At 70.0% G+C, this 21,018-nt stretch carries 18 protein-coding genes and 1 pseudogene; 7 read left to right on the top strand and 12 right to left on the bottom strand.

What is annotated here, in order from left to right; genetic code table 11:
* Positions 1 to 10: 10 nt before the first annotated feature.
* Positions 11 to 484 (top strand): (2Fe-2S)-binding protein, encoded by a 474-nt coding sequence (locus ACZ7M2_RS33510; protein WP_471598488.1) that lies wholly within the window; start codon positions 11 to 13, stop codon positions 482 to 484.
* On the opposite strand, the gene ACZ7M2_RS33505 is transcribed toward ACZ7M2_RS33510, so the two are convergent.
* From ACZ7M2_RS33505 to ACZ7M2_RS33485, 5 genes are all read right to left on the bottom strand, one after another.
* Positions 459 to 899 (bottom strand): OsmC family protein, encoded by a 441-nt coding sequence (locus ACZ7M2_RS33505; RefSeq protein ID WP_471598487.1) that lies wholly within the window; start codon positions 897 to 899, stop codon positions 459 to 461. The two genes, ACZ7M2_RS33510 and ACZ7M2_RS33505, sit on opposite strands and share 26 nt — an antisense overlap.
* Positions 900 to 987: 88 nt before the next feature.
* Positions 988 to 1,212: a hypothetical protein gene (locus ACZ7M2_RS33500; protein WP_471598486.1), complete on the bottom strand. Its 225-nt coding sequence runs from the start codon at positions 1,210 to 1,212 to the stop codon at positions 988 to 990.
* Complete coding sequence (locus ACZ7M2_RS33495; protein WP_352048860.1) at positions 1,209 to 1,844, bottom strand: ParA family protein; 636 nt, start codon at positions 1,842 to 1,844, stop codon at positions 1,209 to 1,211. The genes ACZ7M2_RS33500 and ACZ7M2_RS33495 overlap by 4 nt, the downstream gene beginning before the upstream one ends.
* Before the next feature lie 121 nt (positions 1,845 to 1,965).
* A complete protein-coding gene (locus ACZ7M2_RS33490) occupies positions 1,966 to 2,508 on the bottom strand; it encodes a hypothetical protein (protein WP_471598485.1) in 543 nt (180 codons plus the stop codon).
* Complete coding sequence (locus tag ACZ7M2_RS33485) at positions 2,505 to 2,951, bottom strand: ATP-binding protein (protein ID WP_471598484.1); 447 nt, start codon at positions 2,949 to 2,951, stop codon at positions 2,505 to 2,507. Before ACZ7M2_RS33485 ends, ACZ7M2_RS33490 begins: the two co-directional genes overlap by 4 nt.
* A 346-nt stretch (positions 2,952 to 3,297) precedes the next feature.
* On the opposite strand from ACZ7M2_RS33485, the gene ACZ7M2_RS33480 reads away from it, so the two are divergent.
* Entirely contained in the window at positions 3,298 to 3,528 is a 231-nt protein-coding gene (locus tag ACZ7M2_RS33480; protein WP_352048863.1) for a DUF397 domain-containing protein, read from the top strand.
* 98 nt (positions 3,529 to 3,626) lie between these two features.
* A complete protein-coding gene (locus ACZ7M2_RS33475) occupies positions 3,627 to 4,547 on the top strand; it encodes a helix-turn-helix domain-containing protein (RefSeq protein WP_471598483.1) in 921 nt (306 codons plus the stop codon).
* A gap of 66 nt (positions 4,548 to 4,613) precedes the next feature.
* On the opposite strand, the gene ACZ7M2_RS33470 is transcribed toward ACZ7M2_RS33475, so the two are convergent.
* Complete coding sequence (locus tag ACZ7M2_RS33470; protein WP_471598482.1) at positions 4,614 to 5,432, bottom strand: SAM-dependent methyltransferase; 819 nt, start codon at positions 5,430 to 5,432, stop codon at positions 4,614 to 4,616.
* Positions 5,433 to 5,664: 232 nt separating this feature from the next.
* Here ACZ7M2_RS33470 and pgm point away from each other — a divergent pair, with 232 nt between their 5' ends.
* Positions 5,665 to 7,305, top strand: coding sequence for a phosphoglucomutase (alpha-D-glucose-1,6-bisphosphate-dependent) (pgm, locus tag ACZ7M2_RS33465; RefSeq protein ID WP_471598481.1), 1,641 nt, complete (start codon positions 5,665 to 5,667; stop codon positions 7,303 to 7,305).
* Positions 7,306 to 7,414: 109 nt separating this feature from the next.
* On the opposite strand, the gene ACZ7M2_RS33460 is transcribed toward pgm, so the two are convergent.
* On the bottom strand, positions 7,415 to 8,626 hold the full coding sequence (locus ACZ7M2_RS33460; protein ID WP_471598480.1) for an FAD-dependent oxidoreductase: 1,212 nt from the start codon (positions 8,624 to 8,626) through the stop codon (positions 7,415 to 7,417).
* A gap of 327 nt (positions 8,627 to 8,953) precedes the next feature.
* Positions 8,954 to 9,520 (bottom strand): TetR/AcrR family transcriptional regulator, encoded by a 567-nt coding sequence (locus tag ACZ7M2_RS33455; RefSeq protein WP_471598479.1) that lies wholly within the window; start codon positions 9,518 to 9,520, stop codon positions 8,954 to 8,956.
* Between ACZ7M2_RS33455 and ACZ7M2_RS33450 the strand changes: the two are divergent.
* Both ACZ7M2_RS33450 and ACZ7M2_RS33445 read left to right on the top strand, forming a co-directional pair.
* A pseudogene (locus tag ACZ7M2_RS33450) lies at positions 9,513 to 10,510 on the top strand (NAD(P)-dependent alcohol dehydrogenase). The gene ACZ7M2_RS33455 and the pseudogene ACZ7M2_RS33450 overlap by 8 nt on opposite strands.
* 177 nt (positions 10,511 to 10,687) lie before the next feature.
* A complete protein-coding gene (locus tag ACZ7M2_RS33445; RefSeq protein WP_471598478.1) occupies positions 10,688 to 12,778 on the top strand; it encodes a SpoIIE family protein phosphatase in 2,091 nt (696 codons plus the stop codon).
* Positions 12,779 to 12,791: 13 nt separating this feature from the next.
* Here the strand turns inward: ACZ7M2_RS33445 and ACZ7M2_RS33440 are convergent, their stop codons facing one another.
* The 4 genes from ACZ7M2_RS33440 to ACZ7M2_RS33425 all read right to left on the bottom strand — a co-directional run bounded on the left by ACZ7M2_RS33440 (position 12,792) and on the right by ACZ7M2_RS33425 (position 19,742).
* Positions 12,792 to 13,955, bottom strand: a complete 1,164-nt coding sequence (locus ACZ7M2_RS33440) for a substrate-binding domain-containing protein (RefSeq protein WP_471598477.1) — start codon at positions 13,953 to 13,955, stop codon at positions 12,792 to 12,794.
* Between the two features lie 70 nt (positions 13,956 to 14,025).
* On the bottom strand, positions 14,026 to 15,162 hold the full coding sequence (locus ACZ7M2_RS33435) for an ABC transporter permease (RefSeq protein ID WP_471598476.1): 1,137 nt from the start codon (positions 15,160 to 15,162) through the stop codon (positions 14,026 to 14,028).
* Positions 15,159 to 16,706, bottom strand: coding sequence for a sugar ABC transporter ATP-binding protein (locus ACZ7M2_RS33430; RefSeq protein WP_471598475.1), 1,548 nt, complete (start codon positions 16,704 to 16,706; stop codon positions 15,159 to 15,161). Before ACZ7M2_RS33430 ends, ACZ7M2_RS33435 begins: the two co-directional genes overlap by 4 nt.
* Positions 16,707 to 16,904: 198 nt before the next feature.
* Positions 16,905 to 19,742 carry a SpoIIE family protein phosphatase gene (locus ACZ7M2_RS33425; protein WP_471598474.1) on the bottom strand — a complete coding sequence of 946 codons (2,838 nt, stop codon included), beginning with the start codon at positions 19,740 to 19,742 and terminating at the stop codon, positions 16,905 to 16,907.
* A 445-nt stretch (positions 19,743 to 20,187) separates the two neighbouring features.
* Here ACZ7M2_RS33425 and ACZ7M2_RS33420 point away from each other — a divergent pair, with 445 nt between their 5' ends.
* Positions 20,188 to 20,901, top strand: coding sequence for an SDR family NAD(P)-dependent oxidoreductase (locus ACZ7M2_RS33420; protein ID WP_471598473.1), 714 nt, complete (start codon positions 20,188 to 20,190; stop codon positions 20,899 to 20,901).
* The last annotated feature ends 117 nt before the right edge of the window (positions 20,902 to 21,018 follow it).

Raw genomic sequence — 21,018 nt, 5'->3', positions numbered from 1 at the left:
GAAGGTGCTGATGCCCTCCTATTCCTTCGTTCTCAACGGAAAGCCGGTGACCGTCGAGGCCCCCGCCGACATGCCGCTCCTGTGGGTACTGCGCGACCTGCTGCACGTCACCGGGCCCAAGTACGGCTGTGGCGTGGGCGTTTGCCGTGCCTGCACCAGCCACCTGGACGGGGCGGAGATCCAGCCCTGCGTCGTCCCGGTCGCCGACTGCGTGGACCGCGGGGTCACCACTATCGAGGGCCTGGCCGACGGTGACACCCTGCACCCCGTACAACAGGCGTGGCTCGACTGCGATGTCGCTCAGTGCGGCTTCTGCCAGCCGGGCCAGATCATGGCCGCCGCGGCCCTGCTCAAAAAGACGTCCCGGCCCACCGACGACGACATCGACCGTATCGAGAACGTCTGCCGCTGCGGCACGTACTCCCGGATCCGCGAGGCGATCAAGAAAGCCTCCGAGGTCAGGCGTCCGCGACCGTCGCCGTGATGGGCGTGCCGATCTCTACCGTGCGGCTGACCGTGCAGAGCCGGTCGTGGGAGGTCTTGACCGCCCGGGGGAGGATCGCGCGGGCGCGGTCGCCGAGTTCGCCGTCCGGGAAGGTGACGGAGAAGGTGACCACGAGGTCGGTCATCCGGTTTCCGAACTCGTCATTGATCTTGTCGCCCGTGACGGAGACGGTGAACCCGGTGGGCTCCGCGTGGCGGGCGGTGGCGACATCGACGTCGGCCGCGGTGCAGCCCCCGATCGCGGCGAGCAACAGCTCGACCGGGGTGAAGTCGGTGCCGCCGTGGGGATCGGAGCTGGTGCCGAAGCTGATCGTGCCGCCGCGAGGGTTCGTCGCGGTGAAGTGGCCGGTGCCGGTCCGCTCGACGGTGACGGAGCGCAGGATGTTTTCGGTCATGTCGACGACACTAACCCGCAGGTCGCGAGACCTGGTCCTGTCGACGGTGCGACGCGAAGAAACTGCGCCCGCGCGTCCCCGTCCCGGCCTACGGGGTGCTTCTCAGGGGGTGCAGTACGGCGGCGCCGACCCGCAGGAGCGCGGACAGGGGAGGCTCGACCCATCGGGTCAGTTCGCGCTGCAGGTCGGGGTCGAGCTCGATGGTCACCCGGATGTATCGGGTGTGCAGGTGAGTGACCTTGGCGGGACGGGGTGCGGCGACGTCCGGTTCGCGCTTCAATGCCGCTCGGTAGGTGTCCTTGCGCTGGTTCACGCCTTGTCCTGACGCTTGATGAGTTCGTCTGCGAGGTCCATGTACGCCGAGCCCTTGGCCTCGACCGGGCTGCCGAACGACTGGGCGTACAGGTCGAGTCGGGGAATGTGGGTGGCCAGCACGTCGAAGCCCCGCTCGGTGAGGGCTTCGCGAGCGTCGGCATCGGGGCCGGTGCGCGTGGCATCGGGACGATTGGTGCGGTTCAGCAGGACAGCGGCACGGGCCGGCTGCGCCCGCAGCGACTGCACGTCGCTCATCTCGCTGCCGATGGGTGCCATGCGATCCAGCTCGATGGGGGCCGGGGTCAGCGGCACGATCCACTCGCTCGCGTATCTCATGATGCTCCGGGCGATGTGGGCATGGTCCTCCAGCTGCGGGGCGTCGAACACCACGGCCTGTCGGCTGCCGAGAAAGTCGTTCACTCGCCGGTGCACGTCACCCACCGGAAAGGCGATCACAGGAAACGGGAAGCCTCCTGCCAATTCGCTCCAGCGCAAGGCGGAGGAGGCGGGGTCACTGTCCACCAGCAGGGGGGAGAGGCCCGACTCGTGCAGGGCGTGGGCCAACCACACTGCACTGGTCGTCTTTCCCACTCCGGGTTTCAGATTCACAAAGGCATAGCTCAGCGGCACGAGACGCAACGCTAACGGTCGCGAGCGGCCGACTGTCGTTGGCGCGGCACACGCTCTCCCTTTTCACCCTGTGGCGCCGTGAATCATTCGTAGGGGCTAACGCGGAAGGACCGACGCTGGGTCAGTCGCCCAGCGCGGAGGCCAGGTCCCGCGCGGCTTGCACGAGTTCCTTGTCCGGTTCGTCGAGCAGGCGCTGGATCGTCTCGCGGTGGGCGCGCACGGCTCGGCGTGCCTCGCGTTCCCAGCCCACGTAGTTCTCACGGCGATTGAGCAGCTTGGGGTAGGCGACGGCCGTACTCTCCCACTGCCGGGCGTCGGCGATGCTTTTCAGCAGCTGAAGGACCTGCACACGGCAGGGCACTTGAGGGAGCTGGGCGAGTTCCCACAGGAAGGGGACCGTGGCGGCGGTGGCCTGGTCCACGACGAAGCCGTACTGGCAGATGCGTTGCCGTAGACGCGCGAGCGCGGCGACGGCGGTGGCTTCGTCACCCGTGGTGATGGCCGCGAGCAGGAAGGGGATGCCCGTGGCGGACCCGGTGGAATCCTGGAGCTCGCGCCACGGGACGTCTCTCAGGTTCTTCAGGGTTGTCTCCATGTCCGCTCCCACGAGAGGCGTCGCGTGATGCCGTGCGCCGGGCGGCTCTGCCGATGCGGCGGCCGTCATGTCGGACCCTGCCAGGGCGGCGATGTCGGCCGGGACGGAGGAGTGGGCAGCATCGCCCAGACGGTCTTGCCTGCACGCGAGCGAGTCCAGCCCCAGTGCTCGGACAGCTCTTCGACGATGCGCAGGCCGCGGCCGTGGACTTCCAGCGGGGCGTCCGTGCCCGGGTAGACGGGCGGGCTCTCGAACTGATCGGTGACGGCGCACACGAGATGGGTGCGTCGAAGCGTCAGATTCAGTCGCACGCCGTTCTGCCCGCCGGCGGAGTGCGGTGCCGCGTGAACTACCGCGTTCGTGGCCAGTTCGTTGACGATGAGGACGGCGTCGTCACTGCGGTGGTCCAACTCCCAGTGGCCAAGGGTGCGGCGGGTGAAGGCGCGCGCCTCGGCGAGCCCCTGGCGGGTGTCGGTGATGCGCAGGCTGGCGAATCTGGGTGAGTTGCACACGGGATCGCTCCCCCCGGGCCGTTCTTGCCCCGCGACGGAGAAGCGCGCTTCTTCCATGAGTGAGCCGGTCGGAGCGGCTCGACCCGACGATGGCGCAGCCCTGCCGCTTGCAAGGCTCGGTGCTTCGCGTGCAGGTAAGGACACGACATCTCCCTGATGCGACGTCAGGTGCGGTGCGACAACGGTGCGGTTGACTCCCGAGCTATTATCCATCCTGTCAGCGCCCTGCGTGCAATTTCACGGGAAATTGCACGAGTGGGTGACTGGGGCAGGCCGCACGGGTTCGGTCCGCTCCAGTGGGCGGCCGACCTGTACACCGTGGTGGAACGTGAACAAGGAGAGTGCGGTGCCGTCAGTGCGAAACGGAATGCGGGCCAGTTCACTGGGTGTTCGCTGGGTGAAGAGTCGGCACAGCAACGCCGAGGGCAACTGCGTCGAGGTGGCGACCCTGGCCGAGGGGGGCGTGGCGCTGCGCAACTCGCGCGACCCCGACGGGCCGGCCCTCATCTACACAGCGGCTGAAGTGGCCGCTTTCCTGGCCGGGGCGAAGGACGGGGAGTTCGACCATCTGGTGTGAAGCGGAGTCGCGCGATTCCACTTCTGCCGACGCGTGCGACGGAAGGCCGCGGGATGCGAGGATGGACTCCGTCGTCTGCCGTTCTACAGGGAGTCAGGATGTCCGCCGAGTCACCTCGTGTCTCCCGTCTCGAACCGTATCTGACGCGGACCGAGCCCGCTCCGACCTTGCTGAAGATGCTGGTCGGTGTCCAGCTCGCGGGCATCCGCGAAGACGCCGGCCTCGCGCAGGAACAGGCTGCTCGCTCCATCGGGTTCAGTCCGGCGAAGCTGTCGCGCATCGAAGCCGGCAAGGGTCGTCGGCCGCCCACGGAAGGCGACGTCCGCGCGCTGTTGGAGCTCTACAAAACCGATGACCACGAGTCGTCGGTTCTGCTCCAGTTGCTGCGGCGTGCCGGTGAGCCGGGATGGTGGCAGCGCTACGACAAGCGGCTGATGCCCGAGTGGTTCGATCGGCTGGTAGGGCTTCAGGAGGCCGCTGCCGCCATCCGCACCTTCGAGATCCAGTACGTTCCCGGTCTGCTGCAGACTCCGGCCTACACCAGGGCGGTCGTGGAGCGCGGCCTGCCCACGGCACCGGCGGGTGAGGTGCAGCGCCGTGTCGAACTGCGCATGCGCCGACGGGAACTGCTGCACCGTGAGGACGGCCCTCAACTGTGGGCGATCATCGATGAGTCGGTCCTGTTGCGCGTACTCGGCAGCCGTGAGGTGATGCGCGAGCAGCTCGAGTACCTCGTGGAAATGGCCCAGCGTCCCCAGGTGACGTTGCAGATCGTGCCCCTGGACGTGACGCACGCCTCCGCGCCCGCCATCCCCATCACCTACCTGCGCTTCGGCGGCCTCGATCTACCGGACATCGTCTACCTGGAGCACATCAGGAGCGCGAACTTCCTGGAGGACCGGGACGAGACCGAAGAGTACCGACTGGCCCTGGACCGTCTGGGAGACGAAGCACTCACCCCGCGCGATTCCCTGACGCTGTTGCGGGACACGAACGCGGGGCGCTATCCGGCCTCGTGACTGCCTCCGGCTCCACCGGCCGTATCCCGGTGGAGCCGACGAGAGCAGTCCCGTGGTCTTCCGGCCTTACCGGATTCGGCCTACGCCGCCGAACTCGACCCATTCCTGGGTGAGCTGACGGGGTGCGACCTCGCTGTCGGGCCGCCAGGTGGACACCTCCACCAGACCGGGCTCCAGGGCGTCGAGATCCTCGAACCACTCCGCCACGTCCTTCTCCTGGCGGACCCTGCCCCAATGCCCCTGGGTCGCCTGATTCATGAAGTCGGTGACGAACTCCCGGACCTTCTCGTCCTCGCTGACCAGCTGGCACATCACCATGAAGCTGCCGGGCACGAGCCGTGCGGCCACCCGGTGGGCCACGGCGAGCGGACCGTCGGTCTCCCCGTCCGGAATGCAGTGGAAGACCGAGTTGAACAGCACGGCCACCGGCTGCGAGAAGTCGAGCAGACGCTGGGTGTCCGGGTGGGAGAAGATCTTCTCCGTGTCACGCAGATCGGCGTGGATGACCGTGGTGCGGTCATTCTGGTCCAACAGCGCCCGTCCGTGCACCAGCACCATCGGATCGTTGTCGACGTACACCACGCGCGACGAGGGGTCGACGCGTTGCGCGACCTGGTGGACGTTCTCCTGGGTGGGCAGGCCTGACCCGTGGTCGAGGAACTGCCGGATGCCGTACTCGGCTGCGAGCGTCCCGACGACCCGCTGCAGGAAGCGCCGGTTGTTCAGCGCCAAGGCGCGCGTGCTGGGTACGACCTTGTCCAGCTCGGCGCAGGCTGCCCGATCGGCTGCGTAGTTGTCCTTGCCGCCCAGGTAGTGGTCGTACATGCGAGCGGCCGTGGGTACGGTGGCGTCGATCTTCGTGGACAACTGCTTTCCAGCCTGCATCGTTCCCCCAGCTCCAAGCTGCTTCTAGTGGCTTGGCTTGACAGACAATACATCCTAGGCAGTGGGCAATTGGGGACACCAGCCCGTTGACCGAGGATCTCCGGGACGGCACCCGCGAGACCCTCTGGCTCGGCGCGTGTCCAGTCCTCGCCGTGGCACCGTGCGGCCGTGCCGCCCGGTGAGGAAACATGGGACCGCAAGCGATGAAAAACCGAGGTGGAGGTGCGGGTACATGCAGCACGAACGAGCGGGCACTCCGGCCGGTCCCGAGGACCTCGTCGACGTAGCCCGGCTGGTCACGGCGTATTTCGCGCTGCACCCCGACCCGGCGGAACCCGGCCAGCGCGTGGCCTTCGGTACGTCCGGACATCGCGGGTCGTCACTGGCGACCGCGTTCAACGAGGACCACATCGCCGCGACGAGCCAGGCCATCTGCGAGTACCGCGAGGGCCAGGGCATCGACGGTCCCCTCTTCCTGGGCGCCGACACCCACGCCCTGTCGGAGCCCGCGAAGGTCACCGCGCTGGAGGTGTTCGCGGCCAACGGAGTGTCGGTGCTCCTTGACAGTGCGGACGGCTACACGCCCACTCCGGCGGTCTCGCACGCCATTCTGACCCACAACCGCGGACGGTCCTCGGGTCTCGCGGACGGGGTCGTCGTCACCCCCTCCCACAACCCGCCCGCAGACGGCGGCTTCAAGTACAACCCGCCGAACGGCGGACCCGCCGGCTCCGAGGCGACATCCTGGATCCAGGACCGGGCCAACGAACTCATCGAGGGCGGGCTCAAGGGCGTACGGCGCATCCCCTGTACGAGGGCGCTGGCCGCCCCCGGCACCGGCCGCTACGACTTCCTCGGCACCTACGTGGCCGACCTGCCGCACGTGCTGGACCTGGACGCGATCCGCACGGCCGGCGTGCACATCGGCGCGGACCCCCTGGGCGGGGCATCCGTCGCCTACTGGGGACGCATCGCCGAACAGCACGCGCTCGACCTGACGGTGGTCAACCCCCTCACCGACCCGACCTGGCGATTCATGACGCTGGACTGGGACGGCAAGATTCGGATGGACTGTTCGTCGCCCTACGCCATGGCCTCGCTCATCGAGCAGCGCGACCGTTTCCGGATCGCCACGGGCAACGACGCCGACGCCGACCGCCACGGGATCGTCACACCGGACGCCGGGCTCATGAACCCCAACCACTACCTCAGCGCCGCCATCTCCTACCTGTACTCCCACCGGGACCAGTGGCCCGCGGACACGGGGATCGGCAAGACGCTGGTGTCGTCCGGCATGATCGACCGGGTCGCCGCCGACCTGGGCCGTCAACTCGTCGAAGTGCCCGTGGGATTCAAGTGGTTCGTGGACGGGCTCGTCGGCGGCTCGCTCGGCTTCGGCGGGGAGGAGTCGGCCGGCGCGTCCTTCCTGCGCCGCGACGGTTCGGTGTGGACCACCGACAAGGACGGCATCATCATGGCCCTCCTCGCCTCCGAGATCACGGCGGTGACAGGGAAGACCCCCTCGGAGCACTACACCGCGCTGACCGCACGCTTCGGCGCCCCCGCGTACGAGCGCATCGACGCCCCGGCCTCCCGCGAGGAGAAGGCCCTCCTCGCGAAGCTCTCGCCCGCACAGGTCAGCACGGACACCCTCGCCGGGGAAGCGGTCACCGCGGTGCTCACCCATGCTCCGGGCAACGACGCGCCCATCGGCGGCATCAAGGTGACCACCGCCAACGCCTGGTTCGCGGCCCGTCCGTCGGGCACCGAGGACGTCTACAAGATCTACGCCGAGTCGTTCCTCGGAGCCGATCACCTGCGCCAGGTGCAGGAGGAGGCGAAGGGCGTGGTCTCGGCGGCATTGAGCGCCTGACGCCACGTGCGTGATCCGAGCGGATCCGGACAAGGGCTGTTGCCGCAACGGCCCTTGCCCGCAACCTCTGCCTGCGAGGACTCTTGTTCGCGAGGGTCCTTGCAGTCCGTCAACCGGAGTCCCTACCGCCATCACCTGCTGCTGCGCCCGAACTGCTGCCCTCGGTCACGGTCGAGAGGTCGGTGTCCCACTCCAGGTGCTGGAGGAGGTCGCTGTCTCCGGGGCGGGGAGCGGGCGCTCCTCGACCGGTGCGTGACGGTGTGTGGAAGCCGCGGGAGATCTTGCCGCTGGTCGTGATGTTGTGCTCCACGCGCGGGCGGCGGAGGGCCTCGTAAAGGATGAGCGCGGACTCGGTGTCGGGCGCGTCCCGCAGTGCCTTCGCGAGGACGACGGCGTCCTCGAGCGCCATCGACGCTCCTTGCCCGGTCGCGGGGGAGGCCGCGTGGGCGGCGTCGCCAATGATCAGGGTCCGTCCGTGGCGCCAGGGTGTGCCGGTCGGGATCTCGGTCGCGTTGGTGACCATGATGCGGTCGGTGGTGGCCGCGACCACGTCCGCGGCGGGGGTGGCGTCCCCGCGCAGCAACGGCAGGAGCAGCTCACGCCAGTGGCCGGGCGTGCCGTGCGCGATGTCGTCGGTGGACAGCGGCTCACCGGCCACACGCGCGAACCAGTACGTCTCTCCGCCGGGCGAGACCGCACAGCCGAAGGCGGCCGCGCCACCCCTCACCATGGTGATACGCCCGGTCTCCGCGACCAGGGGCGCCTCACCGGCATAGCCGTAGAAGACGCTCTCACCCGCGAAGCAGGGCCGCGTCCGAGGGGCGATCGACTCCCGGACGGTCGAGTTCAGCCCGTCGGCGCCGATCAGCAGGTCACCGGTCGCGGTGGAGCCGTCGGCGAAACGGGCGGTGACGCCGTCCCGACCGTTCTCGACGGAGGTGAGCCGGGTGCCGCGCCGGAGGCCGATGCCCCGGCGTGCCGTCTCCGCCTGCAAGGCGGCGTTGAACTCGCCACGGCGGAGGCAGCGGTAAGCGAGAAGCGGGTCGTGGGCCTCTCCCAGCGGCACCTGTGCCACGTCGGTGCCCGCTGCGTCGAGCACGCTCATGGCATGAAGCGGGAAGCCGACCTCGGTGACCGCGGCGGAGGCGTCGATCTGGGCGAGGGCACGCATGCCGTTGCTCGCGAGGGTGAGGAAGGCACCGATGTCCTCGGCCGACTCGGGGTGCGCCTCGTACACGGTGACGTCGAACCCTGCCTTGTGCAGGGCCAGGGCCGTCGCCGTACCGGCGATACCGCCTCCGATGACAATGATCTCCGTCATGTCGTATCCCCTGGCACCCGTAGGGCTCTCGCGCGATGTACCTGCGCAGTGCCCAACGCGCGGGCGAGCGCGAGGGGTTCCCGACCGGTCCCTCGAACTTCCGGTATCAGAAGAAGCTGGACAGGCGGCCGATGTGGTGCTGCTGCCGTTCCTGGCCGAGCAGTTGTCGACGGGCTGCGGTCGCATGGCCGCGCCGGTGTTCTCAGCGGGTCGGGTGAAGTCCGCTGCGGTTCGGCAGCGCCCTGAAGGGGCGCGGGGAACTGCGCGACCAGCCACGAGGGCGCCGCAGACGATCGACGGCACATCCCGGCACTTCCAGCGGAGCGCTTAGCCCTCCTTGCGGTCGGCTGCCACGGCGCGGTGGACGCTCTCGCGGAGCAGGGAGCGACGCTGCTCGTGAACTTCGGGGGGCTCCTGGGCGGTTGCCGCGTAGACGTTGCTGGCCGGTGACCAGGCCATGGACATCGCGATGACCATCGCCATCACGTCGAACGGGTCTCCCTGGCGCTCCGATCCGGCGGCCTGGGCTTCGGCGATGGCCCGCAACTTGCGGTCGTCGAGGCGGTCGGGGTCGTCCACCAGGTGCCCGGTCGGGCGGCGCTCCAGGCGAGCCCAGGTGGCCAGCCGGATCAGGTCGGGACGGCGGAGGTACTCGTCGTAGAGCCGTACGGCCCAGTCCGCGAGGTCGGTGGCGTCGATCGGGACGACATTCACGATCCGCTCCAGCGAGCCGAAGAAGATGGCGTCGAAGAGCCCCTCCTTGTTGCCGAAGTAGGCATAGAGCTGTGCCTTGTTCGTGCGCGCGGCGGCCACGATCCGCTCGATGCGTGCGCCGGCGATCCCGTGCTCGGCGAACTCCTGGGTCGCCACATCGAGGATGCGCGCGATGCGCACAACAACCGGCTGGCAGGCGGACGGGCCGACGGCGACGCTGCGACGGACGTCGCTGAAGCGGCGCGACCTGCGCCCGGACGACCTCGCGATCCGAGTGGACTACTGCGGTGTCTGCCACACCGATCTGCACGCCGTCCGCAGCCACGACGGCGCAGGTGGCCGCCCCCTGGTACCGGGACACGAGTTCACGGGCGTGGTGGCCGGAACCGGGCCCGCCGTCACCCGCTTCTCCGTCGGTGACCCTGTCGCGGTCGGCAACATCGTCGATTCCTGCGGGGAGTGCGCGATGTGCCGGGCCGGCCAGGAGAACTTCTGCCACGCCTTCCCGACCCTGACCTACGGCGGCGTCGACCGTCACGACGGATCGACCACCCTCTTCCCGCCGGTCTGGATCCGGCCGCTGCCGCTCCTCTGCTCTGCGCCGGGATCACCGTCTGGAAACCGCTGCACACCTTGGGCGTGGGGCCGCACAGTCGCGTCGCCGTGGCGGGACTGGGTGGCCTGGGCCATCTCGCGGTCAAGATCGCCGTGGCGCTCGGGGCCGACACCTCGGTCATCAGCCGCTCACCCGACAAGGCCGACGACGCTCGTCGTCTCGGCGCCCACGCTCTCATCGTCTCGACGGACCAGGAACGGATGGCCGACGCCCGTGACAGGTTCGACGCCGTCATCGACACCGTCTCCGCCCCGCACGACCTGGGCCCCTACCTGCGCCTGGTCGCCATGGACGGGACGCTCAGCCACCTCGGGCACCTCGGACCCGTCACCGTGGAGACCATCGACCTCCTCGTGGGACGCAAGAAGCTCAGCTCCGCAGGCAGCGGTGGGAGGCCCGCGACCACCGCCATGCTCGTTTTCTGCGCCGAGCACGGCATCACCGCCGACATCGAGATCCTCCCCTCGGCGCGCGTGAACCAGGCCCTCGAACGCCTCGGCCGCAACGACGTGCGCTACCGCTTCGTCCTCGACATGTCCGACCTGGCAGCCTGAAGCAGGTGCCGACCCGCTGTCCCGATCATCCCTGGCGGGCCGTGTCGTGCCGTCGGGGTGTGTAGTCCGGGGGTCGTGGGGGACCATGGAAGGCGACGCGCCTGTGGAGACGGGCAGGCCGTGCTCCAGGCCGGCGGATGGCCTCGCGTGCCGCCGACCGCGGAAGGAGTGCCTGTGATGAGCGAAGCCGAATGGCGTCAGTCGGGCATCGACTGGGCTCGCCCCCGCCGGGACAGCGAGCCGGCGCAGCCGAGCGGGCTGATGGACCTCCTCGGCGTCGCGGCGATACTGCTGGACGCGGAAGGACGGATCGTCCTGTGGAGTCCCCAGGCGGAGGAGCTGTACGGGTACACCGCGGAGGAGGCGCTCGGGCAGTACGCCGCGGTGCTGCTCGTCCGTGAAGAGGACTGGGACTGGGTGATCAAGAAGTTCGCCGAGGTCATGGAGACCGGCCAGGGCTGGGGCGGCACGTTTCCCATCCGCTGCAAGGACGGGAGCACCCGGCTGGTGGAGCTGCGCAACACCCGGCTTCTGGACGACCACGGCGACTTCTACGCCCTTGGGCTCGGCACCGACTCACCCACGCTTCGCGAGGTGGAGCGGGATGTCGCCCTGTCCACCCGGTTGATCTCCCAGTCGCCCTTCGGGCTGGCGATCCTCGACACCGACCTCAGATACCTGGCCGTCAACCCGGCGCTGGAGCGGATGCACGGCCTCCCGGCGAAAGAGCACCTCGGCCGCTCCTACCGCGAGATCATGAGTCCCGACAAGTTCGAGGTGATCGAGGTCGCGATGAGGAGGGTCCTCGAGAGCGGAGTCCCCCTGGTCGACGAGTCCACCGTCGTCGGCTTCACCCCGGCCGACCCGGAACAACGGCACGCGTGGTCGATCTCGGTGTACCGGCTGGAGGACACCCAGGGGCGTGTTCTCGGGGTGGCCGAACTCGTGGTGGACGTCAGTGAGCGGTACCGGTCGGCCATGGAGGCCACCGAGACCCGGCGGCGCCTGGCCCTGATCGCGGATGGCTCCGCTCGTATCGGCACCACTCTGGACGTCGAGGAGACAGCCCGGGAGCTGGCCGAGGTGACCGTTCCCGATTTCGCCGACATGGTCGCCGTCGACGTGCTCGACTCCGTCCTCGACGAGCACCGCTCCGCCTCCGACAACGGCCCCGCGGTGTTCCGCGCCCTCGCCGTGAAGGCCGCCTACCCCACCGATGCCGTCCTGGCCGCCGATCCGCCGGGCCACCTCACCACCTACGAGGCCGATCGCGTGGCCACCCGATGTGTGCGCACCGGCCGGCCAATCCTGATCGCACACGCCGACGGGAACGACCTGAGCCGCATCGCCCGCGACGACCGCGCCGCCACGTTGCTGGCCCGGGCCGGGGTGCACTCCTATATGGCCATCCCGTTGACCGCACGGGGTGCCGTCCTCGGCTTCCTGGGGCTTTCCCGCGCCCGGGATTCGCGGCCCTTCGACGAGGACGACCTCGCCATCGCCACGGAGCTCGCATTCCGCGCCGCGGTGTGCATCGACAACGCCCGCACGCACCAAAGCGTGCGCACCGCCGCCGAGACCCTCCAGCGCAGTCTGCTCCCCGACCACCCGTCCCGCCTTCCCGGCCTCCAGGTCTCTTCCCGCTATGTCCCGGCACAGGCTGCCTACGAGATCGGCGGCGACTGGTACGACGTCCTCCCGCTCGGCGGCGACAAGACGGCCCTCGTCGTGGGCGACGTCATGGGCAGCGGCATCGACGCCGCCGCGGCCATGGGGCGCCTTCGCACCGCCACGGCCGCCTTCGCCAGCCTCGACCTGGAGCCGGCCCGGGTCCTCGAGCAGCTCGACTCGATCACATCCGGGCTGGAGCAGTACATCGCCACCTGCCTCTACGCGGCCTACGATCCGCACCGCGGCGAGTGCCTCATCGCCAACGCCGGCCACCTTCCTCCTGTCCTGGTGCGCAGTGGCGAGCGCCCCCGGCTGCTCGACCTGCCCGCGGGTATCCCGCTCGGAGTCGGCGGTGTCCCGTTCGAAGCGACCGCCGTCGAATTCGGCCTGGGCGACAAGCTGGTCCTGTACACGGACGGTCTGGTCGAGACCCGCCATGACTCCATCGACGAACGCCTCGCCGTCCTGGTCCACGCCCTGGAGGTGGCCGACTGCCCGTTGGAGGAGACGTGCGACCGCCTTATCGAGGGGCTTCGACATCCGCGCGACCGCGACGACGTCGCTCTGCTGATCGCCCGCGCGGTACGTTCCCCGTGACGCGGACGCGGGGCTACTTGCCCCAGATCTTCCGGTACGCCTCCCGATAGCCCGACGGATCCCAGGTCGTGGCCCCGTGGCTGTTGTCGGCCGTGGTGATGTGGACGGGGGGCACATATCCGCCGGCGGGCCGGCCGGAGAAGGCGCGGTTGAACTCGTCGACGATCTGCCAGCCCTGCAGGGACAGCGGCTCGGGGACGGTGGCGGCCTGGTACTGCTCGCTGTTGATGCGCTGGAAGGCGGAGGGGTCGCCGTCACCCGCGCCGATGTTGAAGGGCGGGCCGGCGCCGTTCTTGCCGGCGGCACGGAAGGCCGGGGCGGCGTCGGCGAAGTACAGATCGTTGATGGCGACGGAGTGGGTCCACGTACTCCCGAAGCGGGAGAGGAGAGAGGAGATCTCCCGGGGGATGCGGCTGCTCGCGTCCGAGATCGGGATGTTCTCGTACGACAGGAGCCGCACGCCCGAGCAGGTGGAGAGGTCTCTCCTGATCAGCTCGGACTTGTTCCTGGCGAAGGGGATCGAGGCATCGGTGATGAGCACGACCCCGGCGTGGCCGTCGGAGTGCGCGATGATCCACTGGGCGCTGATTCCGGCCACGTCCTCGACCCGGGTGGTGACGTTGGTGAAGAGCCGGGGCCTTCGGCTGGGTCCGGGGGCGGCGACCGCGTGCCAGCCGATGAGCGGGATGCCTGCCTTGTCGGCCTGGGAGACCTGCCGTGACGTCGAGTTGGGGTCGAAGCCGCCGATGACGATGCCCGAGGGTCTGAGCGCCAAGGCCGCGCTCATCGCCGCCTGGACGCCTACGGGTGTGCCCCCGCCGTCGATCACCCTGACGTTCCAGCCGATGACCCGTGCGGCGTCCCGCACCCCGTTCGCGGCGCCCGCGACGCCGGGATTGGTCATGCTCTGGGCGACGTAGACGAGGGTCTTGCCGGGGACTGCCGTGGGGCCGCTGGTCGGCCCGCTCCAGGGGATGTCGGTCTTTTCCGCCTGCCTGACGGCGGTCTCGGCACGGTCCTGGATCGCGGGGCAGCCACCAGGGCCCGTGGGGGAGTCTCCTGGGCCGTGCGACGAGCCGCGTTCGCAGCCCGCGAGGGCCATGGCCGCGATGACCACTGTGGTGGCGACGGACCGCACCCTCATGACGGCGGGAGTGGCCTTGCGGTTGCCGTGCACGAGAGCTCCTCGCGGAGGAAGGGGCGGGACGATGCGGCCGAGAACACACAGGTGGTCCCCGTGGCGCGGGTCATGGAGCGGTGCCCGCCGCACCACCGTTCCGCGTTGGGGAGGAGGGTGGGGGCGGCGGCGCGCCGGGCGAGTCGCGGGCCGCCGCCGCGCCGGTGCGAAGGCGGCGGGCGGAGTAGCCGGACAGACCGACAGCCACGAGCAGGGTGCCGCCGTAGAACAGCGGAATCGTCCAGAAGCCCGCGCCCATCTGACCGATGCCCGTGAGGCCGACGGCCAGGACGGCGACGGCGACGACGGTGCCCATGGCGTTGGGGCGGCCGGGTCTGATCGCGGTGGAGCCGAGGAGGGCGGCGGCGAAGGCGGGCAGCAGGTAGTCGAGGCCGACGCTGGGGTTGCCGATCTGCTGCTGGGCCGCGAGCAGGACGCCGGCGAGGCCGACGATCAGTCCCGACGCGGTGAACGCGTAGACGGAGTACCTGCGCGTCGGGATGCCGATGAGGTCCGCGGCGCGCCGGTTCGCACCGATGACGTACAGGTAGCGGCCGAGCGGCAGCCGTTCCAGCACCAGCCAGAGCGCGACGGCGAGACCGAGCACGTAGAAGGCGGGGACGGGAAGGCCGAGGAACATCGAGTCGTAGAGGTCGGTGAAGGCGAGGGGGAGGCCCTGCGGGCCTGGGACGATCCGGCCACCGTCGGTGACCCAGCCGGTCACGGCGTACAGCATGCTGCCGGTCCCGAGCGTGGCGATGAAGGAGCTGATCCGGCCGAACTCGACGATGACACCGTTGAGGACGCCCACGACCGCTCCACCCAAGATCACCGCGAGGCAGGCGAGTGGCCAGGGCCAGCCGTTGTTGACGACGAGCTGCATCACCATGACGTGCGCCAGGCCGAGGCCGTAGCCGAGGGAGAGGTCGAAGCTGCCCGTCACGATGGGGACCATGGCGGCGAGCGCGAGGACGGCCGGGATCGACTGGGTGGACAGGATCGAGTCGACGGTGCCCAGCGTGGGGAACGTGCGCGGCAGGGCGAGGGAGAAGACCAGGAAGAGCAAGGCGGTGAGCGCCAGGAGCCCGTACCTGCCGATGAGGTGCCCGCCCGGTCCGCGCGGTCGCCGTGGCCCGCCCGGTCGGCCGAGGTGGCGCGGCGGCCTCGGTCGCTGCGGCCGGGGTCGGGGTGGGAAGGAGTCCGTCATGGGTGGGTCGCGGTTCCGGAGCAGGGCATGGCCGACGCCGCCCGGGTGAGCCCGGCGACGGTGAGGTCCGGACCGCTCAGCTCGGCCGTCACGGACCCGCGGACGAAGACCAGGGCGCGTCGGCACACGCCCGCGACCTCCTCGAAGTCGGTGGAGATCAGCAGGACCGTGAGGCCGGCGGCCAGCCCGTCGTCGAGCAGGCGGTAGACCGCGGCCTTGGCGCCGATGTCCACGCTCGCGGTCGGCTCCTCGAGGATCAGCAGGCGCAGGCCGACCCGCAGCCACCGGCCGATCACGACCTTCTGCTGGTTTCCGCCGGACAGGGTGGCGAGGGGGGCCTCGCTGTTTTGGGGCCGCACTGAGAGCCGTTCGATCAAGTCGGCTGCCTCGGCACGTTCGCGGCGGGGGCTGATCCAGCTCAGCGCCGACAGGCCGCCCGCGGCGGGGTTGGCCAGGAGGTTCTCGCGTACCGTCAGCTCGGCGGCGCAGCCCTCCCGCTGCCTGTCGCCGCTCACGAAGCCCACCCCGAGGCGGACGGCGTCGGCGACCGTGCGCGGGCTGTACGGCTGACCGCCGAGCAGGACGCGCCCGTCGAGGACGGCCCGGGAACCGGCGAGGGCTCGGCCCAGGTCCATGTGCCCCGCGCCCGAGAGTCCGACCAGGCCCAGGACTTCTCCGGGCCCGAGGTCCAGGCTGACGGGTCCCGCGCCGGCGGTCCGTACGCCGTCGAGGCTCAGGACGGCCGGGCCGTCGGCCGGAACCGTGGCGGGCCGGTAGCCGGCCTGTTCCTCGCCGACGATGTCGTGCACCAGACGGGCGGGGCCCCGGCCCGCCAGCGGGCCGTGGCTGACGAGGCGGCCGTCGCGCAGTACGGCGAAGGTGTCGGCGACCTTGTACACCTCGTCCAGCCGGTGGCTGACGTAGAGAATGCCGTGCCCCTGGTCGCGCAGGGCGTGGAGCACGCGGAAGAGCCGGGCGCAGTCCGTGGCGGGGAGTCGGGCGGTGGGCTCGTCCAGGACGATGAGCTTCGCGTGTGCCGCCAGGGCACGGGCGATGGCGACCAGCGAGCGCTCGGCGGGGGAGAGCCGGGCGATCGGCGCGTCGGGGTCGAGATGTCCGGCGACGATGTTCAGGGCGTCGGCACAGCGCTCCCGGGTCCGCCGCCAGGAAATCAGGCCGCCGCGTCGGGGATACCCGATGCTCAGAGCGATGCTCTCGGAGACCGTCATCCACTCCACGAGTCCGAGGTCCTGGTGGATGAAGGACATGCTGTGGGACGCGCCATGACTTCCGAGTGGGTGCCCGTCCACCGTGATCTGTCCCGCATCGGCCTGGTGGACGCCGGCGAGCACCTTGATGAGCGTGGACTTTCCCGCACCGTTGGGCCCCAGAAGGGCGAGGATGCTGCCGGCGTGGACATCGAGGTCGACCCCGGCCAGTGCGAGGGTCCCGCCGAACCGCTTGCCGAGCCCGCGGATGCGGACCAGAGGCGTCGCCCCCAAGGGCGGGACGTCCTTCGGGGAAGTGTCGGGAGCGTCATGCACGGACATCTCCGAGGGTCGTCTGGCGAGTTCTTCCCGACCTTCATCGTCGTCATCAGTGGGGCGAATCTGAGTATTTCAGACATCCTGCGCGCTGCTGTGACTCCAGCGGGTCAGTGGGCCGCCCGGGCGATCCGCGTGTCCCGCGCTCGCCTCTCCCCTGTCCGACGGTCGCGTCCGCTGGACCGCGCACGCGGTTCTTCAGACGCCGTCGAGGCCGCATTCGGCCCAGATGACCTTGCCCTCGGGCAGATAGCGCGTTCCCCAGCTCTGTGACAGCTGCGCCACGAGAAACAGGCCGCGGCCGCCCTCGTCGGTGCTGGCCGCCCGGCGCAGGTGCGGGGCGGTGTTGCTGGCGTCGGAAACCTCGCAGATCAGGGTGCGGCCGTGGAGCAGCCGTACCCGGATGGGCCCGGCACCGTGGCGGATGGCGTTGGTCACCAGCTCGCTGAGCATCAGCTCGGCGGCGAACGCGGCCTCGTCGAGTCCCCAGTCGGCCAGTTGCCGCAGGGCGGCGGCGCGGACGTCACTGACCCGGGCCGGATCGGCGGGCAGGTCCCAGGCGGCGATCCGGTGAGGATCCAGCGCGTGGGTACGGGCGACGAGCAGGGCGATGTCGTCGCAGGGGTGGGCGGGCGCGACGGTCTCCAGGACCGCCTGACAGGTCTGCTCCGGTGTGTGCCCGGGGTGGGCCAGGGCGCCGCGCAGCTGATCGAGGACCACGTCGACGTCGCGGTGCCGGTCCTCGATGAGTCCGTCCGTGTAGAGGAGCAGCCGACTGCCCACGGGGAGGTGGATCTCGGCGGATTCGAAGGGCAGGCCGCCCAGGCCGAGAGGGGGCCCGGCGGGCAGGTCGGGGAACGACACCGTGCCGTCGGGCCGCACCAGCGCGGGCGGAGGGTGGCCGGCCCGGGCCATGGTGCACTGCTGCGAGGTCGGGTCGTAGATGGCGTACAGGCAGGTCGCGCCGACGACACCGGCACCGGCGGCGGGTTCCTCACGGTCCAGGCGTCCCACGAGGTTGTCGAGGTGGGTGAGGACTTCGTCCGGGGGGAAGTCGAGTTCGGCGAAGCTGCGCGCGGCGGTGCGCAGCTGGCCCATGGTGGCGGCGGAGAGCATCCCGTGTCCGACGACGTCCCCGACGAAGAGGCCGATACGGGTGCCGGAGAGAGGGATGACGTCGTACCAGTCTCCGCCCACGTCGGATTCGGCGGGCAGATAGCGATGAGCGATCTCCACGGCGTCCTGGTCGGGCAGATCGTGCGGCAGCAGGCTGCGCTGGAGGGTCAGGACCATGGTGCGTTCGCGCGTGTAGCGCCGAGCGTTGTCGATGGACAGGGCGGCACGGCTGGCGAGTTCCAGGCCCAGCGAGCGGTCGTCGTCACCGAAGGGGGCGGGGTCCCGCGCACGGTAGAAGCTGGCGATGCCCAGGATCACGCCGCGGGCCACCAGGGGGACCGCGATGAGGGAGTGGACCTCGGTGAGCAGCCGTTCGGTGTGCTCGGGGTCCTGGGCGAGCCAGCCCGCAGCGGCCTTCAGGTCCGGTTCCAGCACTGCCTCCCCGCTGGTCAGACAGCGTATCTGCGGTGTGGTCGGGCCGAAGTCGACCTGCTTGCCGACCGGGCTGAAGGGAAGGTCGTCGCGGATCCCGTGCACCACCGTGCGGTGCAGGTCGGTGCGGGGGTCGGCGGACTCCTCGCCACGCAGTACGGCCTCGGGCAGGTCGATGGTGACGAAGTCGGCCAGTCGTGGCACCGCCGTCTCGGCGAGTTCCTGGGCGGTGCGACGCACGTCCAGGGTGGTACCTATGCGGGCGCTGGCCTCGGACAGCAGCTCCAGACGGCGGCGCGCGGCCAGGGCGTACGTCCCCACGCCCGGTTCCCCCACCATCACGAGCCCTCGTGTCCGGGGCGGGGCGCCAAGACGATCGTCCGCCACGTCACCCATGCCGACGGTGCCGAACGGGCCGTAGGCGATGTCGGGAAGATGCCTGGACAGCGCGGCGACGGGCAGACGCCCGGGGGCCGCCGCAGCCGGAACGAGCCGGGGCGGCCGGACGGCGGTGACCACGGCGAGCCGGCCGGAGAAGTCAGGCGGTACGTCGACCTGAGCCGGGACGGCGAGGGGCTCGCGCAGTACGGGGCCGGGCAGGACGGCCTCGATGGCAACGCCTTCCACCCCTGAGCCGCTTCTCATCGGACGGCTCACGAGAGTGACCCGCCGACCGTCGGACAGGGACACGACGGCGGCGGCCCGCTGCCCGCGAGAGATCAGCTCGGCGGCCTTCTCCGTGAGGACCGCTCGGTCGCGGGGATGCAGTTCGAGGGCCAGTTCGTCCACGCCGATGGTGTGGTGAAGGCCGGTGGAGGCCGTGGCTCCGGTGTCCAGGTATGCCCGCAACAGAGCGCGCTCACGCGCGGAACTCTGCCCCAGCAGCCGCCGCTCGATGGCCTGGGCCGCCCTGCGTATCGTGATCGCCAGCGTGGGGTCTTCGGCGCTGCTCGGATAGCCGAAGCACAGGACGCCCTCGATACGACCGCTGAGCGGATCGCGGACGGGAAGCGCGCGGCAGGCGCTTCGCTGGGAGCGCTCGGCGAAGTGCTCGGCACCGTGAACCCGGATGAGTTGCCGCTCCGCCAGTGCGAGACCGATGCCGTTGGTACCCGCGACCCGCTCGGCGAACACGAATCCCGGAACGCGCTGAAACGCCGGAAGGCTCCTGGCCAGTGACACCTCTCCGAAACGGCGCAGCAGGACCGTGCCGCTCGCATCGGCTACGGAGATGTTCATCTTGCTGCCGGCGAACCTGGCCTGCAGCCGGTCGAGCACGGGGACGGCCGCGCGGACGATCCGGGCGTCCCGTTCGAAATCATCGCGGAAGGGCAGGTCGGCCTGGTCCGGCGAGAGGCCGAGGGAGCGGCTGCGCTGCCACGAACTCAGGATCGATGTGCGCACGCCCGCCTCGACGGGCTCACCCTGAAGAAACCGCTCACGGGAACGGGCAGGCCCTGTGCCGCCTGTCGCGTGCCCCGTCGGCATCGGTTCTCTGCCGGCCAGAACCACGCTTCGCCTCACTCGCGCCTTCGACAGTCCATTCGCCGAAAATCACCTGCTATGCAAGAGAATACCGAGAATGTGGTTATTGGTGATATCGGCCATGGTTTATGCGGACTCGTCGGCGCCGTGACCGCAGGATTTGTATCGGAGGCGTGGACGGGATGGTGTCCGTTGTGGACCAGGGCGCCGAGGACCTGGACGCCGTGTCCTGCACGTCGACGGCGCCCGAGTGGGCCAGGCGCATCACTCGTCTGCTTTTCCTCGAGCGCGCGTGCGGCGCAGCCGGGGCAGGCTGACGTACATCCCGCCGTCCTCCGAAGGTGAGCAGCTATGACGTCGTGCCTTCCTTCCGTCGCCACCCAGCTCTCGGCCTCGCCGGCTACGTCCGCGCGATGAAGAACGCGATGAAGAAAGTGCTCCTCGCATCGTGAACACCGTGCAGAAGGTCGCCCTCATCACCGGCGCTTCGCAAGGCATCGGCGCCGCCCTTGTCACCGCCTACCGCGAGCTCGGCTACGGGGTCGTGGCGATCTCCCGCTCCATCGGCGATTTCAGCGACCCCGAGGCACTGGCCGTGCGGGCCGATGTGGCCGAGCCGGGTGTCGGCGCTCGCATCGTCGACGCGGCTCTCGGGCGGTTCGGCCGGATCGACACGCTGATCAACAACGCCGGAGTCTTCATCGCCAAGCCGTTCACCGAATACACCGACGAGGACTACGACGCCGTGGCCGGGGTGAATCTGCGCGGCTTCTTCGAGGTCTCCCGCAGCGCCGTCGCCGCCATGCTCTCCCGGGCCGGCGGGGGCCACCTGGTGAACATCTCGACCACTCTGGTCGACCACGCCGACTCGCGGGTACCCGCGGCGCTCGCGTCGCTGACCAAAGGCGGGCTGAACGCGGTCGCCAAGGCACTGGCGATCGAGTACGCGTCCCGCGGTATCCGGGTCAACACCGTCGCGCTCGGCACCATCCGCACCCCGATGCACCCGACCGCGGAGTACGAGGCTCTCGCCGCGTTGCAGCCGATCGGCCGGGTGGGCGAGATCGACGACGTGGTCGACGCGATCCTGTACCTCGAGAGCGCCTCGTTCGTCACGGGAGAGATCCTGCACGTCGACGGGGGCCAGAGCGCGGGGCGCTGAGCGGCGGCGTGCCGGGCCCCTGCCGACACGGGTTGGCCTTGGTGGCCGTCGGACAGTCGTCCAGCGCGCCGCGGCCCCGGTTGAAGAAGATGTCCGGCGCCTGGTTCGCGCCGCGCA

It is taken from the genome of Streptomyces sp. NPDC111507, assembly GCF_055638955.1.
The sequence above is the reverse complement of the archived record's forward strand: the minus strand, read 5'-3'. Positions and strand labels throughout refer to the sequence as shown.

Bases quoted from the DNA above. Each gene is read 5' to 3' on its own strand.
- ACZ7M2_RS33445 (WP_471598478.1), top strand. From the start codon at position 10,688: ATGAGCGAAGCCGAATGGCGTCAGTCGGGCATCGACTGGGCTCGCCCC.
- ACZ7M2_RS33425 (WP_471598474.1), bottom strand. From the start codon at position 19,742: ATGCCGACGGGGCACGCGACAGGCGGCACAGGGCCTGCCCGTTCCCGT.
- ACZ7M2_RS33435 (WP_471598476.1), bottom strand. From the start codon at position 15,162: ATGACGGACTCCTTCCCACCCCGACCCCGGCCGCAGCGACCGAGGCCG.
- ACZ7M2_RS33510 (WP_471598488.1), top strand. From the start codon at position 11: ATGCCCTCCTATTCCTTCGTTCTCAACGGAAAGCCGGTGACCGTCGAG.
- ACZ7M2_RS33470 (WP_471598482.1), bottom strand. From the start codon at position 5,432: ATGCAGGCTGGAAAGCAGTTGTCCACGAAGATCGACGCCACCGTACCC.
- ACZ7M2_RS33490 (WP_471598485.1), bottom strand. From the start codon at position 2,508: ATGACGGCCGCCGCATCGGCAGAGCCGCCCGGCGCACGGCATCACGCG.
- pgm (WP_471598481.1), top strand. From the start codon at position 5,665: ATGCAGCACGAACGAGCGGGCACTCCGGCCGGTCCCGAGGACCTCGTC.
- ACZ7M2_RS33475 (WP_471598483.1), top strand. From the start codon at position 3,627: ATGTCCGCCGAGTCACCTCGTGTCTCCCGTCTCGAACCGTATCTGACG.
- ACZ7M2_RS33505 (WP_471598487.1), bottom strand. From the start codon at position 899: ATGACCGAAAACATCCTGCGCTCCGTCACCGTCGAGCGGACCGGCACC.
- ACZ7M2_RS33460 (WP_471598480.1), bottom strand. From the start codon at position 8,626: ATGACGGAGATCATTGTCATCGGAGGCGGTATCGCCGGTACGGCGACG.